Source organism: Wolbachia endosymbiont (group A) of Apoderus coryli (assembly GCF_947251615.1).
In the GTDB taxonomy this organism is placed as follows: domain Bacteria; phylum Pseudomonadota; class Alphaproteobacteria; order Rickettsiales; family Anaplasmataceae; genus Wolbachia.
Genome location: NZ_OX366367.1, coordinates 106810 through 121593 on the forward strand (window position 1 = coordinate 106810; position 14784 = coordinate 121593).

Below are 14784 nucleotides of genomic sequence, written 5' to 3' on the forward strand. Positions count from 1 at the left end.
TAAAAAAAATGTGTATAGATCATAATGTTGACACTGAGTCTTTATTTAAGTTAGCTGATCAAGAAAATCAGCAAGATAAAGAAAAAATTAAAAAATTTATTAAGTATTTTTATAGTTTTGTTTATAAAAGCGACCTAAAAGCCAACGATAAGTTTTTGCTATATATTGTAAACGATGCTTACAATTTTGTTTCTCAAAAAGAGAAAGATGAAAGTAAGTTAGTAGTAAGTAATATAGATGATATACCAGGAATAGAAGGCGATTTTACCACGATTAAGATAACAAACGATGATATGCCATTTTTGGTTGACTCCGTTATTGCAACTATTAAGTCGCACGGTTTAACCATATGCTATTACAGCAACAGCATAATTAACATTAAAAGAAAAGAGGGCCTAATAGACGAGATTTACCCTTTGGAAGAAAGCAATGGAATCAAAGAGTCAGTTATATATCTAATTATCAAAGGTATAAGTGACAGTTTTGTTGATACATTAAAAGAATCTCTACAAAAAACGCTGAAAGCAGTTAATTGCGTTGTGAAAGATTGGCACTTAATGCTTAAGAAACTTGATGAGGCAAGTCTTTCTGTCATCCCAGTACTTGATACTGGGATCCAGGAAAAGGACACGTGGATTCCAGTGTCACGCACTGGAATGACACCAGACCGAAATCAAGAGCAAAAAGATTTTCTAGTTTGGTTAAAGAATAATAACTTCGTATTTCTAGGTTATCAAGAATATATTGCTGATAAAGGTGAAAAACTCGTCTGTGATGGCAAAAAGGACCTTGGCCTGATGAGAGTAGGTCAAAGTACGTTGATCCCTTCTGCAAACCTTGATTCCCTATACATATTGAGATCAGATCTAATCTCAATAGTCCATCGGCGTACATACATGAATTGTATAGGAGTAAAAGAATTTGATGACCAGGGTAATGTGGTAAAGGAACGGCGTTTTTTTGGATTATTTACTTCTATAGCGGAGGTCCAAGATATTCGAACTATTCCAATAATAAGAGATAAAGTTAAAGTTATAGAAAAAAATGCAGGGTTTGTAACCGGGGGCCACAATAACAAAGCTCTAATTTATATTTTACAAGCATTCTCATGTGATGAATTGTTCCAGTCTAATGAGGAAGAATTATTTCAAATTTGTACTTCTATTATGTCCCTTGCAATAAGACCAAGAGTCAAGTTATACTTAAGAAGTAAGGGAGTGTTTACTAGTTGTATAGTGCTGATACCGATGCGTTATGCTAGCTCCAGGCTAATGCTCAAGATAAGCAATATATTGAAGGATGAGATAAATGCAGAAAGTTCAGATATTTATAACCACCACATTATAAACGAATATGACTTAATGAAATTGCACGTGGTGCTAAAGGCTAAAAACGCTAGTGTTCCTGATGATGAAGTTTTGCGTATCGAAAACAAATTAAGGAACATTACGGAAAAATGGGAAGATCGTTTTATAGACAATTTATATAATACTTTTAGCACTGTTGAGGATATATTCATCCGTTATTGCAAGGCATTTCCAATAAGCTATCAAGAGAGTTTCGAACCTCATGACGCATATTACGATATGAAAAAATTGGAGATAGTGAGGAAAAAAGGAGTTAGCGAGGTCGATTTAAGACTTACTCGTGACAATCTTAATTATCAATTAAAGGTTTACACTTCGAGCAATGGAGGTCTTGAATTATCGAAGATATTAAGAATTACTAAGAATTTGGGAGCGAAGATCCTATCTCATAATGGTTATTACATAAAAATCAACGGCGGAATATGGATACACCATTTTGTGTTGTCAAGAGTCGATGAATTAATAGACAACATTACTCTAAAAGAGCAATTTGAAATAACACTTGCGAAAGTGTTTAGAAAGGAAATTAAAAATGATTATTTCAACAGTTTGGTCATTATTGCTGGGCTGGAGTGGAAAGAAGTGCTTCTGGTTAGAGCGTTAAGTGCTTACCTAAAGCAGACGTCATTTAACTACAATCCAGAATATATTCAAAAGGTAGTCTCAGAGTATCCAAAAATAGTAAAGTATTTGATACAACTATTTCATGCAAGATTTGATCCTAACATAGACATTGATAGAGCAGAAACCACAGACATTTTCATAGAAAAAATTGAGGAACTTCTAAAAGAGATCAGCAATGTTTCACATGATTACGTTTTGCGCTCGATATTTAACTTGATAATGGCTATTTTAAGGACCAGTTATTATCAAGACGATAAACCATATTTATCTACAAAATTTGACTCAAGTAAAATAAATGGTTTGCCTGATCCTCGTCCGTATCGTGAATTATATATTTATTCAAACCTTTTTGAGGGAATACATCTAAGAGGAGGGAAATTAGCCCGTGGTGGTTTAAGGTGGTCGGATAGGACGGAAGATTTTCGCACTGAAGTTTTGGGGCTCATGAAAGCTCAGATGACAAAAAATGCGGTTATTGTACCTGTTGGCGCAAAGGGTGGGTTTGTAATTAAGCAAGTTTATAAAGACAAAGATACTTTAAGAGAGAAAGGTGTTGAATGCTATAAGAGTTTTATCAGGGGAATGCTTGACATTACTGATAATGTAGTTAATGGCAAAATAATTCCACCAGAGAATGTGATTAGGTATGATGAGGATGATCCATACTTGGTAGTTGCAGCAGATAAAGGCACTGCTTCTTTTTCTGACTATGCAAACCAAATAGCCTCTGAATACAATTTTTGGCTTGGCGATGCATTTGCATCTGGTGGATCAGCAGGTTATGATCACAAAAAAATGGGTATTACAGCCAGAGGTGCATGGATTGCAGCGCAGAGGCATTTTTGGAAAATGAATAAGGATATTTACCAAGATGCAACTGTTATTGGAATTGGGGATATGGCTGGCGACTTATTTGGAAATGGTGTGCTGCTTTCAAAAAATATACATTTAATCGGCGCATTTAACCATATGCATATTTTTGTTGACCCAAACCCTGATGCAGAAAAGAGTTTCACAGAGCGTAAACGCCTCTTTGAGTTACCATTTTCAACTTGGATGGATTATAACAAAGATTTGATTTCTAAGGGTGGAGGAGTATTTGAGCGTAGCAGCAAGCAAGTAAACATTTCTCAAGAAATAAAAAAATGCTTTGATATAACAGAAGATATGCTACCTCTAAGTGATTTGATTAGATATCTGTTGAAAGCAAAAGTGGACTTCATATGGAATGGAGGAATCGGCACGTTTGTTAAGGCAAAGAGTGAAAATCATAGCATGGTCGGTGACAAAGCAAACGATGAGTTAAGAATAAATGGTAAAGATATTAGAGCTTCTATGTTTATAGAAGGCGGAAATTTGGGATGCACACAGCTTGGAAGAATAGAATATGCTGAAAGAGGTGGATATATCAATGCAGATTTTGTTGATAATTCAGCCGGAGTGATATGTTCGGACCTTGAAGTCAACATCAAGATTGCATTTGTTTCAGCTATGAAAGCAGGGGGTATTTCTTTAGAAAAAAGGAATGAAATACTGGCAAGTATGGTGGATGAAGTTGCATCCAAAGTGCTTGAGAACCACAACAAAATTGAAACAAAAGCATTACTTCTTGAGTGTTTGCAAGCTAAAGAGAGATTGGAGCAGCACCACAGGTTACTGCTCAGTTTAGAAAAATCTGGGCTGTTAAACCGAAGCGTAGAATTTCTTCCAACTGAAGAAGAGATAGCAAGGATGTTAACTGGTGCAGAAGGTTTCAGTTCTCCTCAGCTCTCTGTTCTAATGTCTTATGCTAGAACGGCAATAAAAAATGAAATTATACATTCCGATCTGCCTGAAAAAGATCTTATATCTAATGACTACTTGCTAGGTTATTTTCCTAAAAAGATGGTAACAAAATTTAAGGATTTCATATTAAAACACCAACTTCGTAGAGAAATTATCTCTACTTGTATTGCAAATGATGTAGTGAATAGAATGGGCTGTATATTCATCAATAATTTGGCTGAGAACACTGGAATTAAGATACAAGAAGCGGTTAACATATATATTGTTGTTAACCACCTATATGATTTAAATAGTATGTGGCAGAAAATTGATGAATTGGATGGAAAAATTGATGTTAACTCATACTTACAAATAGTGAGGAACGTGCAGAAATTTATTGGTAGGGTATCATTTTGGTTAGTGAAAAATCTTGGCAAGCTTAGCTTTGTAGAATTGGATGATGTTACAAAATTTAAAGATGCAATTGAAACTTTAGGCCAGAACTTAACTGATGTTTTAGATGAACACCTATTAAAGGTCTATAGCCATGGATCAACTTCTTTAGTAGAACTTAATATAAATAAAGATCTAGCAAAAAAAGTTGCTGATCTATGCGTTCTTGCTTATGCACTGGACATTATATCTGTTGCTGAACAGACATCTTTGTCCATTCTTGATGCTGGTAAAATATACTTTGAGTTAAAGTCGCTGTTAAGATTCGATCTGATTAGAACAATTGTCATCAAGATGAAAAGCCGCTCCTCTTATTGGGATCGCAGCTTAGTTAATGATTTATTGGACGATTTAAGCAATTACCATCACAAGCTAGCTGTTAAAGTCATAAAAGCTACTGATAACCCCGAAGATAAGGTTCAAACCTGGGCTTGTAATGATAAGGACTACATAGAACGTTATAATAGTTTTTTAGATGAGATGGTTGCTTCTAAACTTGATTTAAGCAAATTAATATTTATAATCAGGAGAATTAAAGTACTTGCTTCATAGGGAAAATGTTTAATATAGGTTTTTCAGAGATTTTAGTTGTAGCTTTAGTGAGCATAATTGTTCTTGATAAAAATAAGGTACCTGTATTTATTGATTTTATTAAGACTATATATAGGTATTTTATAATTGCAAAGTCAAAAGCCAAAAGGTTATTGAAGGATGCCGGAATTGAAGACTTATATAAAGAGTGTAATACTGAGAAAGTAAATTACATAGTTGGTAAAAATGGTAAGCTTTATCCTACTTACGATATAGATAATACATCTAAAGATAATGACAGCGAAGATTCTGGTAGTAGATGATGTACTATCTAATGTCAAGCTTTTAGAAGCTCGACTAAAAGCAGAGTACTATACGGTTATCGTAGCCTATGATGGTGAGGAAGCCATGGATTTAGTAGCAAAGCAGCAGCCTGATATTATATTGCTCGATATCATGATGCCAAAAATGAATGGCTTTGAAGTCTGTAAGAAGCTAAAGAGTGATCCCTTAACGACTCATATTCCAATAATTATGGTAACTGCGCTGCATGACGCTCATGATAGAGTACAGGGCATTAATGCTGGTGCAGATGATTTTCTGACTAAACCAATAGACGAAACTGCTTTATCTGCAAGGATCAAGTCTCTCACGCGCTTAAAAATGATTATAGATGAATTGCGTTTAAGAGGAGAAACCAACGTTGAGATTGGCGGAGTAGCAGGAAACAGTATTATGGATTATTCTAATCAGATTTTTGATGCTAACATACTTGTTGTAGATGAAGATGTCTTTCAAGCAGAGCAGATATATAATGTACTAAAGCACCGCTTTAGGTCAATTAAAATACTGAGTGATCCAGTAGAGGCATTAAAGGTTGGTATTAAGGATAATTACGACCTGATCATTTCTGATATGCAGTTTTCAAAAACTGACGGCTTGCGTTTGTGTTCTGGGTTTCGTAGTAAGGTGGAAACACGTTATACACCAATTCTAATTCTTTCTGAGGATTATGATAAAAACAATTTAGTAAAAGCACTTGATGTAGGTGCTAATGATTATTTAACAGTACCTTTGGATGAGGGTGAGTTAATAGCAAGGGTTAATTCGCAAGTGAAACGCAAAAGATATCAAGATGCCTTGAGAATGAATTTATTTAATAATGCGGAAATGTCTATAAAGGACCCATTAACTAACTGTTATAATAGAAGATATTTTGATGCACACTTAAGAAACATTGTTAAGGACTCTGTAGAAAAAGATAGAAGGTTGTCTCTTATGATACTTGATATAGACTATTTTAAGATGGTGAATGACAATTTTGGACATAGTGCTGGAGATGAACTTTTAAAGCAAATACAGAGAAGAATTTCTGAAAATATTAGAGTGACAGATTTGTTAGCTAGATTTGGTGGTGAGGAATTTGTTGTTGTAATGCCAGATACCGATACATCGGATGCGTATACTATTGCGGAAAGAATACGCAAAATTATTGCTAAAAAACCTTTTATACTTGCGGATAAAAATACAACCCACAATGTAACTGTGAGCATTGGAATTGCAGAAATGCAAGAATCTGACCTTGACAATATTAAAGAATTTATAGTACGTGCCGACAAATATTTATATAAAGCAAAAAACAGTGGTAGAAATAGAGTGATTACTGGCTATAGCTAAAGTGGCTTAAGTTTACCGACAACCGTCATTCCGCTACTCGTTAGCGGAATCTATGCTGAGATACCGCGAATGAATCGCGGTATGACGTGTTGCTTGGGTTAGCTATAGATTTCTGAAATGATTTCAAAAAAATGATAACTAAGGTTAAAGCGACAACATGAGGTTTCTCAGCTCTGGAAATTTCACGTTTAACTGCAAAAATAGATACTTATTTAAAAAATATCCTGTGACTTTCAGTCCTAACTGAAATTCTTGGAATGAGTAGCTGTTTTGTAGGTTATTATTGTATACATCATGCAACATTTGTGGAAAAGGTAGGAGTTTATCTGCATAATAATCTCCTGCTTTTTTTGACACTGCTCTGCCAGTTTTTGGAGAAATAAATTGTAGATTTTCCTTAACACCTGTTACAGCGCATTTGGATAAGTCTAACTTGAATCCCAATTGCGTAAGAAGCAGAAGCTCTAAGTTGAGGTAATGGCCTTGCCAAAGTTCATTATTGTGCTTAATTATATCGATGAAATATCGAAAGTTATCATACAGTACAACACAAGGTTCACTCTCTGGAAGCACTTTTTCTAAAATAGAGGAGAAAGAAACAATAGTAATGCTTTTTAACCTATCTTGAAAGAAATGATGGAATGGAGATTCGATTAATTCGCACTTAAAAAAACCTAGATTTTCAGGTAATTTAGCACTCCATTCTGCATGTAATAGATTACTTATCTGAAACTTATAATTGCTATTGTTTGTTAGCTTAGTTAATCCCCTGCGCTTTCCATGATTTTTTGTAAACAGAGAAAGAATTAAGTTTTTATCGCCGTATTTTTTAGCAGCTATAATGATGCCTTCATCTTTCCATCTCATTTAGAGTATATTGACCGTATGATATTATAGGATAGTGCACCTAGAGCTTGTAATCCATAAAAATTACTTACTCCGTCACTGTCTGCTTCCAAAGTTTCAAGGCTATGAGAGAGTAAGTTATTGGCTGCCACTCTTCTTCCTGAGCCTCCATGCTGAGCTTTTGGTTTTTGGTCTGCTAAATAATTGTTTGAATGATTTTAGTAACATTACTTTTTCTTATCTGAAATTTTGGATAATTCAGCTTCTAATTCTTCTATCGTCGGTAAAGCTGTTTTTATGTTTTCTGGTAGATTTTCAGTTATTCGGTATTCTGCAAGACCTATTGGCTTTGTCATGTCTCGCAGTGTATATTCGGCCAGTACATTATTTTTTGATTTACATAAAATTAATCCTATAGATGGTTGATCAGTCTCATGCTTCAGTAAGTCATCAACTGCAGAAAGATAAAAATTCATTTTTCCAGCGTATTCTGGTTTGAATTTATTATCTTTCAACTCAATCACTATAAAGCAACGTAACTTTAAATGATAGAATAATAAATCAATATAAAAGTCTTTATTACCAACATCTAAATGAAATTGTCTACCAACAAATGCAAATCCCTCACCGAGTTCTAACAGAAATTTTTCCATATGCCCTACAAGTCCCTTTTCTACTTCTCTTTCGTGAGCATCCTTACCTATACTTAAAAAATCAAAAATATATGGATCTTTTAATGTGTAATGTGCTAGATCGGATTGTGGAGATGGTAATTTTTCTTCAAAATTAGTAATAGCTTTCCCTTGACGTTTATGTAGACCAAGCTCTATCTGCATCACCATAATGTTACGTGACCAGCCATGTTCAATAGCTTCTTTTATGTAGAATAGCCTCGCTTCTTTGTCCTGAACTAAGTCCATTAGAAATACATTATGTCCCCACGGCAATTGGGCAACAAGTTGTTGCACAAATTCAATATCTTGATACTCCACTGCAAATTGGCGCATATATTTCAAGTTTCTCGTGCTAAAACCTTTCATTTCAGGGAATCCAGCCTTTAAGTCTCTACTTAACTGCTCAATTACTTTAGATCCCCAACCCTGACTCTTTTGTTTTTCTAGAATCCGCGTTCCAATATAATGATAAAGCAGTAGCAGTTCTTTATTTACTGTTCTTGCTGCCTTATAACGGCTTGTTGCAATACGATCCTTCAACTGCTCTAAAAGTTCTGTATATTCTTTTGCTATAATTTTTGTCATACGGTTCCTTTTAATCCATTATACAATTCCTTTGTCTGTCGAGAAGGCAATCTTTCGCTTGCCTTCAGCTTTGAAGGGATTCCTTATTTACTTCAAACTCGTCCATCAACTAAAATATATTGACTTTACGTGCAATATTAGCTTTAAACCAGTAAAACAAGCTGCTTAACATATGCGTTTTTTCTATTCTAATTATATTCTTTTTTTGTCTTTATGTTGTTTTTTGCTTTTTTCGTTATCTTCAACAAAAGCCCAAACGAATGATACGTCAGCTGTTCCTATACCACAAAGGAAAAAAGAAATAGTTGAGCACACTGTTGTGAAAAAAACAGCACAACCGAGGCAAATTATCGAAATGCAAGAAGAAGTCATTATTAACGAGGGTAAAGAGTTCATTCCAATTCCAAAAAGAAAAAAAAGTGTAGAGAAAAAACTAAGAAGGGATGTTAGAGAGGCAAAAAATGAAATAGGAAACGAAAAAAGCGTTGAGAGTCAAAAGGATGAATTAGTTGTAACAGAAATTATTAACTCTATAAGAGACAAGCTCACAAAATGCTGGAGCATTCCTGAAAGCATAGCTTACAAAGAAAATTTTAATATAAAAATTAACTTATTATTGTCCAGTCAAGGCGAGATAATTATGGCCGATGTAGCAGACAGTGATTCCTATCGAAATAATCCACTTTTCAGGTCGATAGCAGATAACGCAATGCGTGCAGTATATAAATGTAGCCCATTGACTGGCTTGCCTACTCAGCACCACCACATTTGGCGTGAAGTAACACTAGACTTTATTCTAAATGGGTAAAATCTTACAATAGACCTCTTATATTACCTCCTGTCATCCTAATGTCCAGACCACAACTGTACGAACATTGTGATTTGAGAGCAATTTCCACTAGGAAGGTGTCATTCCAGTGCTTGACACTGGAATCCAGTTTTCTTTACAAATTCACCAAAAGTGCTTCATTCTATAACGCAAAACCCATACTCACCAAACCCAATGCATTACTTGCAATTAAGTTTCCTGGATCCCAGTGTCTGGGCACTGGGATGACACCGTCATAAAGGAACCAGTGTCAGCTACTTTCATGACACCCTTCTGGTAGGCCCAAATCGCAATGTTCGTACAGTTATGGAATGAACCGCGGTATGACGTAGGAAGATCTGAACAGATTTTCAATCAGGAACAGCCAAAGATCTCTCTAAGATGTCAGTTTCTTTTGTATCTGCAACTTTACCGTTCTGATCGAATGAAATTTGCAGAGACTTACTGCTATACTTCCTTTTTCCTAAGAAGTTAGCTTGTTTAATTTTATATGAGACATAGTACCAAACGTTACCATCGAACTTTGATACTAATGTTGGTGATCCTAAAGTGTGAACCACTTTTTCTTTATCGTCACCTACTTTTATCTTGCTCCACAATTCAACACTAATGCCAGGAGCTCCGTGATTGTGAATAGTGTGAGTACAGCTCACTGTAAATAATAAAATAAAAGATATTAATACTCGCATTTCTGTTGATAAATTACTTGAAGCTATAATACACTAATAAACTACCTGACGTCAAATTTCAAAAAGTTAAATTGACTAGTTCTCAATATCACTTAATATAATATTTACTTTAGAAAATAATAGGTGTCTTATGTCATTGTTAGAAGCAGATCCAATATACAAACCTTTTAATTACCCTTGGGCGTATGATGCGTGGCTGCAGCAACAAAGAATCCATTGGATACCTGAAGAAGTTCCGCTTGCTGATGACGTGAAAGATTGGAAAACTAAACTTTCAAACGTAGAGAAAAATCTACTAACTCAGATTTTTAGATTCTTTACTCAAGCGGACATTGAAGTAAATAACTGCTACATGAGGCATTATTCAAATATATTTAAGCCAACAGAAATATGCATGATGCTTGCAAGCTTTTCCAATATGGAAACTATACATATTGCAGCTTATTCTTATCTTTTAGACACAATTGGCATGCCAGAAAGCGAGTATCAAGCATTCTTAAAGTATGATGCTATGAGAAAGAAGTATGAGTATATGCTAGAATTTGAGGAAAGTAAAAAACACGATAAAAAACATGTAGCTAAAACCCTAGCAGTGTTTGGTGCATTTACCGAGGGGTTGCAGTTATTCGCATCGTTTGCAATTTTGCTCAATTTCCAACGCTTTGGAAAAATGAAAGGAATGGGGCAGATAATCGCCTGGTCAGCACGTGACGAAACTTTGCACACCAATTCAATTATTATGTTATTTAATACATTTATTAAAGAGAATAATGAAATTTGGAACGATGAGTTTAAAGAGGAATTATATTCTGCATGCCGCACTATTGTTGAGCTTGAGGATGAGTTTATAAAGCTTGCTTTTGATTTCGGAGACGTTGAAGGACTGTCTGCAGAAGAAGTGCGCAATTACATACGCTACGTAGCAAACAGACGGTTAATGCAATTAGGTCTTGAATCCATATATGATGTCAATGATAATCCTATTCCATGGCTCGATGAAATACTAAATGGCGTGGAACATACGAATTTCTTTGAAAATAGAGTAACAGAGTATAGCCGTGCAGCAACTCAAGGCACATGGGAGGAGGCTTTTACTGAAAACGACACGAATAATAAGTGAGTGCTAATTTCACTCTTCTTTGTCATTCCAGTGTCAAGCACTGGAATGACAAGAAGAGGGCACTGGGATCTGATAGACAATATTCGTACAGTACGCGCGGGAGCAACAAAAGCAGCTGGTTTTTCATAGTGTTCCACAGCAGTTTAGACAGTTGTGCTTTACTTAACAACTAACTTACCATATATATGTCCATAGGACATTGGTATATAAGAACGTGCTACAACTATTAATCTTACTCACGGTCATCACTTCAGTTGCATTCTTTGGTCATTTAGTTCCAATGGAAGTAAAAACCTTTTTGTACTCAACGAGCCTGAGTATAAAAGAGGTTTTGCTATTTATAATGCCTTTTATTGTTTTTGCGTTAATCTTTAGCAGTGTTAACAATCTTAAGCAGTCAGCTATAAAGTTTATATTGTTACTTATTATAATGATCTTCTTATCGAATCTGGCTTCAAGTTTAATAGCTTATTCTGTTGGGCATTTTATCATACAAAACACTTATTCAATACAAGATATAACGTATGAAGAAACAATTGTTCCTTTATGGTCATTTAGGCTGCCGCTACTCCTTTCTAATTTTTATGCCCTTGCTTGTGGATTTGTGTCCAGCATAGTAGTGTCTATACTGCTACCTAAGAAAAGCAAAGAGCTTTCGAACAAAATGTTAGATTTAACTCTCTTTATTTTGAAGACGTTTTTGACGCCGATTATTCCAATATTCGTACTTGGGCTTGCTTTAAAAATGCAGCATGATCAAGTTTTATCTATAATATTTAAGGATTACTCAATAATTTTCATTATTATAGCATCTGCAACCTACCTTTATGTTTTTCTCTTATATGGAGCAGCAAATTCATTCAAGATCACAAGCTGGATAGCTAGTATAGGCAATATGATACCGGCATTTATTACTGCAATGAGCACAATGTCTAGTAATGCAACTATGCCGCTTACTCTTGAAGGAAGCAAAAAAAATGTAAAGCAACCTGACATAGCATCGTCTGTTGTACCAATAACTGCTAGCTTTCATTTAGTAGGTGATTGCTTTTTTATCATAATATTATCGATGATAATTGCCTCCGGTTATTCATTGTGCACAACAGACTATGTGACTTTCCTTCTCTGTTTTTTGTTATTTAAGTTTGCTATTGTTGCAGTGCCGGCAGGAGGAATTATGGTAATGCTACCTATTCTTGAGAAATATCTTAAATTCTCTCCAGAAATGCTTTCGTTAATCACAGCATTGTATATAGTGTTTGATCCAATAATCACTTCAGCAAATGTTATGGGTAATGGTGCCTTTGCTATAATATTTTCAAAACTCCATGATAAGCTTAAGTAATGTCTATTTTGGCGATTGATACTGTAGGTATTGGTAGTTCAATAGCAATAGTTGATTATGATGGTAACTGTTTTGTAGAGCGCAATTCCGCCAGCAATAGTCATGCAGAATCATTTTTTCAAATACTGAATACTTTGTTTGATAAGCACAACTATGATTATGATAAAATAGATCATTTGGCGGTAGTAGTTGGACCAGGAAGTTTCACTGGAATTAGAGTTGGTATATCAGCTGCACAAGGTATAAATCTTGCTACAGATAAGCCATTATACGGAGTTAATGCGCTGGAAGTTCAAGCTTACACAATATCTTTGCTTTGTACGAATAGCAAAAAAAATATCAGAGCTATAATCAAAAATGCTCAAGGGTTTTATACGCAGTTATTTGATTTCAATTTATTGCCGCTATCTGGTCCAACTGCAGCACGTGACCCTGGATCCCAGTGTCACGCTACAAGCAGTGACTGCATTACATATATGGACTACAATTTAAATGCTAGCCATGCAGGACTATTAGTTCATTATAGACTGAAGAACAAGCAAAAATTAAAAGAAGTTGAAGCTCTATATTTAAATGAGCCTCAGTATATGAAATTGCTATAGACTATTCTTTTGCGTAAAGCCTGTGCATCTGGTTTACTATCTCTTGAGCTACTTCTTTTATACTCATATCTGAATTTTCTATCTCTATGGCACTCGGTGGTATAAATAAATTGTTAATTCTACATTGCTCTATCATGCTATTTACATTAATCGCCTTCCTATTTTTTCTTTGCCTTTTTAATGCAATACGCTTTTGTAATGTCGGCAGATCACACCTAAGTACCACAGGAAGGATTTCTGTGTTCATTTTTTTACTAAGCCTTACTATTGAATCATACATCCTCATGTTCTGGTCATTATTTTCCATCAACTCATCAATAAATATGTAATTTTTTGAGTGAATTGGATAATTTTCTATTACCTGAAGCATAAGAGGTTGTCCGGAAACTAGTAAACTTAGGCATATTCCCTCCGTAACATAACCCTACTCATAGCCAGATATATGAAACTTTCAGTAGATGTTGTAAGTAAATCGTACTCTTTTGATAGTCTTCTATTCCTATTGATCCAAGCAAAAGTCCTTTCTACCACCCACCTTCTCGGCTGTACTAAAAATCCAGGATCCCGTTGTGGCAATAGTTCTAGTGGTGTATCTTTATGCACCCAAAACCTACATGGAGGCCTTTTCACAATTTCAATATCTATGCCATATTCTTCCTCTATATGGGTTTTTAAATCTTTTCCTTGGTACCCCATATCAGCCCACATTTTTTTTACTTTAGTATATTTTGTTCTCATATTGTTTAATGCTATTTTAATACCATCTCTATCATTTTCATTAGCAGCTCCTACGTAACAACTTAGTATAAAACCCTGAGTATCTGTAATTATATGTCTTTTTCTCCCCTTTACCTTTTTCGCACCATCATAACCTTTGACCCCCCTTTTTCCGTGGTTTTTACCGACTGACTGTCCACTATGCATGCGCTCGGCTCTTCATTTCTTCCCATTTTTGACCTACTATATTTAGTGATATCATAGTTCATTTTCTCAAAAATCCTCTGTTTCTTCCATTGCCTAAACTGCTCATATACAGTCTTCCATAGCGGAAAATCATTTGGTAAATACCGCCATTGGCACCCTGTACGCAATACATAGAAAATTCCCTCTAACATTTTTCTTTTACTATATTTTGGCGGTCTTCCTCCTTTTTTGTATGATACTCTGAAGTACTTCTCTATTTGTGCCCATTCCCTTTCACTTAGATCTGTTGGATACTTTTTTCTCATCTTTACCCCATACTAAAATTTCAAATATCATAGCCTTTTACCTGTTTCCGGACAACCTCTAATTTGCATAATGCCATATATTCTATCTTGAACTTCTTTAGGTATTTGATCACGTTCAAAGACACCATTGTATATAGAGCAAACTTGAATATTGTTATAGAACTTACTATTTACAATTAATGCGTTTATCATATAGGATAATTCTATTGCTGTGGAAAGTTTACCACTTCCTGAAAGACCAGAGAGATATATGAAAAATCCTGCTGGCTGCTTTTTTGTGTTAATATTTACCATATTATTTTCAATCTTAAAACCTACATTTATAATAACATAAAAATGAAGCTTTAAAACATATGAAATATTATATAGAAAATTATTTTTATAGTTAAGATATTATGTAATTTAGAAACATAAATTCTGTATATAAACTCTATAATAACGATAACTAT

General features: G+C 34.7%; 14 protein-coding genes and 2 pseudogenes. 9 read left to right on the forward strand and 7 right to left on the reverse strand.

The genetic code is table 11. The annotated features are described in order from the left end of the window. The first annotated feature begins 8 nt into the window (after positions 1–8). Genes OPR43_RS00630 through OPR43_RS00640 form a run of 3 tightly spaced genes read left to right on the forward strand, consistent with a single transcriptional unit; the run spans position 9 to position 6416 of the window. Positions 9–4760 carry an NAD-glutamate dehydrogenase gene (locus OPR43_RS00630; protein ID WP_265034955.1) on the forward strand — a complete coding sequence of 1584 codons (4752 nt, stop codon included), beginning with the start codon at positions 9–11 and terminating at the stop codon, positions 4758–4760. A gap of 5 nt (positions 4761–4765) precedes the next feature. Further along, the gene (tatB, locus tag OPR43_RS00635) at positions 4766–5062 is read left to right on the forward strand and encodes a Sec-independent protein translocase subunit TatB (RefSeq protein ID WP_265025903.1); all 297 of its coding nucleotides are present in this window, start codon (positions 4766–4768) and stop codon (positions 5060–5062) included. Continuing rightward, the gene (locus OPR43_RS00640) at positions 5034–6416 is read left to right on the forward strand and encodes a PleD family two-component system response regulator (protein WP_265034956.1); all 1383 of its coding nucleotides are present in this window, start codon (positions 5034–5036) and stop codon (positions 6414–6416) included. The genes tatB and OPR43_RS00640 overlap by 29 nt, the downstream gene beginning before the upstream one ends. A gap of 144 nt (positions 6417–6560) precedes the next feature. Here the strand turns inward: OPR43_RS00640 and recO are convergent, their stop codons facing one another. After that, entirely contained in the window at positions 6561–7283 is a 723-nt protein-coding gene (recO, locus tag OPR43_RS00645; protein WP_265034957.1) for a DNA repair protein RecO, read from the reverse strand. 206 nt (positions 7284–7489) lie between these two features. Then, the gene (locus tag OPR43_RS00650) at positions 7490–8521 is read right to left on the reverse strand and encodes a PDDEXK nuclease domain-containing protein (RefSeq protein ID WP_265034959.1); all 1032 of its coding nucleotides are present in this window, start codon (positions 8519–8521) and stop codon (positions 7490–7492) included. A 172-nt stretch (positions 8522–8693) separates the two neighbouring features. Between OPR43_RS00650 and OPR43_RS00655 the strand changes: the two genes are divergently transcribed. Beyond that, positions 8694–9329, forward strand: coding sequence for a hypothetical protein (locus OPR43_RS00655; RefSeq protein WP_265034961.1), 636 nt, complete (start codon positions 8694–8696; stop codon positions 9327–9329). A gap of 41 nt (positions 9330–9370) precedes the next feature. Next, positions 9371–9589 (forward strand): hypothetical protein, encoded by a 219-nt coding sequence (locus tag OPR43_RS08360; protein ID WP_265034964.1) that lies wholly within the window; start codon positions 9371–9373, stop codon positions 9587–9589. On the opposite strand, the gene OPR43_RS00665 is transcribed toward OPR43_RS08360, so the two are convergent. Together OPR43_RS00665 and OPR43_RS00670 are read right to left on the reverse strand one after the other, a co-directional pair. Further along, the gene (locus OPR43_RS00665) at positions 9540–9704 is read right to left on the reverse strand and encodes a hypothetical protein (protein WP_265034966.1); all 165 of its coding nucleotides are present in this window, start codon (positions 9702–9704) and stop codon (positions 9540–9542) included. The genes OPR43_RS08360 and OPR43_RS00665 overlap by 50 nt on opposite strands. Next, positions 9701–10039, reverse strand: coding sequence for an outer membrane protein assembly factor BamE (locus tag OPR43_RS00670; protein WP_265034967.1), 339 nt, complete (start codon positions 10037–10039; stop codon positions 9701–9703). Before OPR43_RS00670 ends, OPR43_RS00665 begins: the two co-directional genes overlap by 4 nt. A gap of 130 nt (positions 10040–10169) precedes the next feature. Here OPR43_RS00670 and OPR43_RS00675 point away from each other — a divergent pair, with 130 nt between their 5' ends. The 4 genes from OPR43_RS00675 to tsaB all read left to right on the forward strand — a co-directional run bounded on the left by OPR43_RS00675 (position 10170) and on the right by tsaB (position 13106). Beyond that, on the forward strand, positions 10170–11159 hold the full coding sequence (locus OPR43_RS00675; RefSeq protein WP_265034968.1) for a ribonucleotide-diphosphate reductase subunit beta: 990 nt from the start codon (positions 10170–10172) through the stop codon (positions 11157–11159). Further along, positions 11160–11288 carry a hypothetical protein gene (locus OPR43_RS00680; protein ID WP_265025894.1) on the forward strand — a complete coding sequence of 43 codons (129 nt, stop codon included), beginning with the start codon at positions 11160–11162 and terminating at the stop codon, positions 11286–11288. A gap of 85 nt (positions 11289–11373) precedes the next feature. Then, positions 11374–12504 (forward strand): dicarboxylate/amino acid:cation symporter, encoded by a 1131-nt coding sequence (locus OPR43_RS00685; protein WP_265035728.1) that lies wholly within the window; start codon positions 11374–11376, stop codon positions 12502–12504. Beyond that, the gene (gene tsaB / locus OPR43_RS00690) at positions 12504–13106 is read left to right on the forward strand and encodes a tRNA (adenosine(37)-N6)-threonylcarbamoyltransferase complex dimerization subunit type 1 TsaB (RefSeq protein WP_265034970.1); all 603 of its coding nucleotides are present in this window, start codon (positions 12504–12506) and stop codon (positions 13104–13106) included. Before OPR43_RS00685 ends, tsaB begins: the two co-directional genes overlap by 1 nt. Position 13107: 1 nt before the next feature. Here the strand turns inward: tsaB and OPR43_RS00695 are convergent. From OPR43_RS00695 to OPR43_RS00705, 3 genes and pseudogenes are all read right to left on the reverse strand, one after another. Beyond that, a pseudogene (locus OPR43_RS00695) lies at positions 13108–13479 on the reverse strand (hypothetical protein); the annotation flags it as partial. A gap of 23 nt (positions 13480–13502) precedes the next feature. Then, positions 13503–14335, reverse strand: a protein-coding gene (locus OPR43_RS00700) for an IS5 family transposase (protein ID WP_265029708.1) whose coding sequence is annotated in 2 segments (ribosomal slippage) — positions 13503–13969 and positions 13969–14335 — 834 coding nt in all. Because the reading frame shifts where the segments join, the coding sequence is not laid out codon by codon here. 60 nt (positions 14336–14395) lie between these two features. Continuing rightward, positions 14396–14629: pseudogene (locus tag OPR43_RS00705) on the reverse strand (hypothetical protein); the annotation flags it as partial. Between the last annotated feature and the right edge of the window lie 155 nt (positions 14630–14784).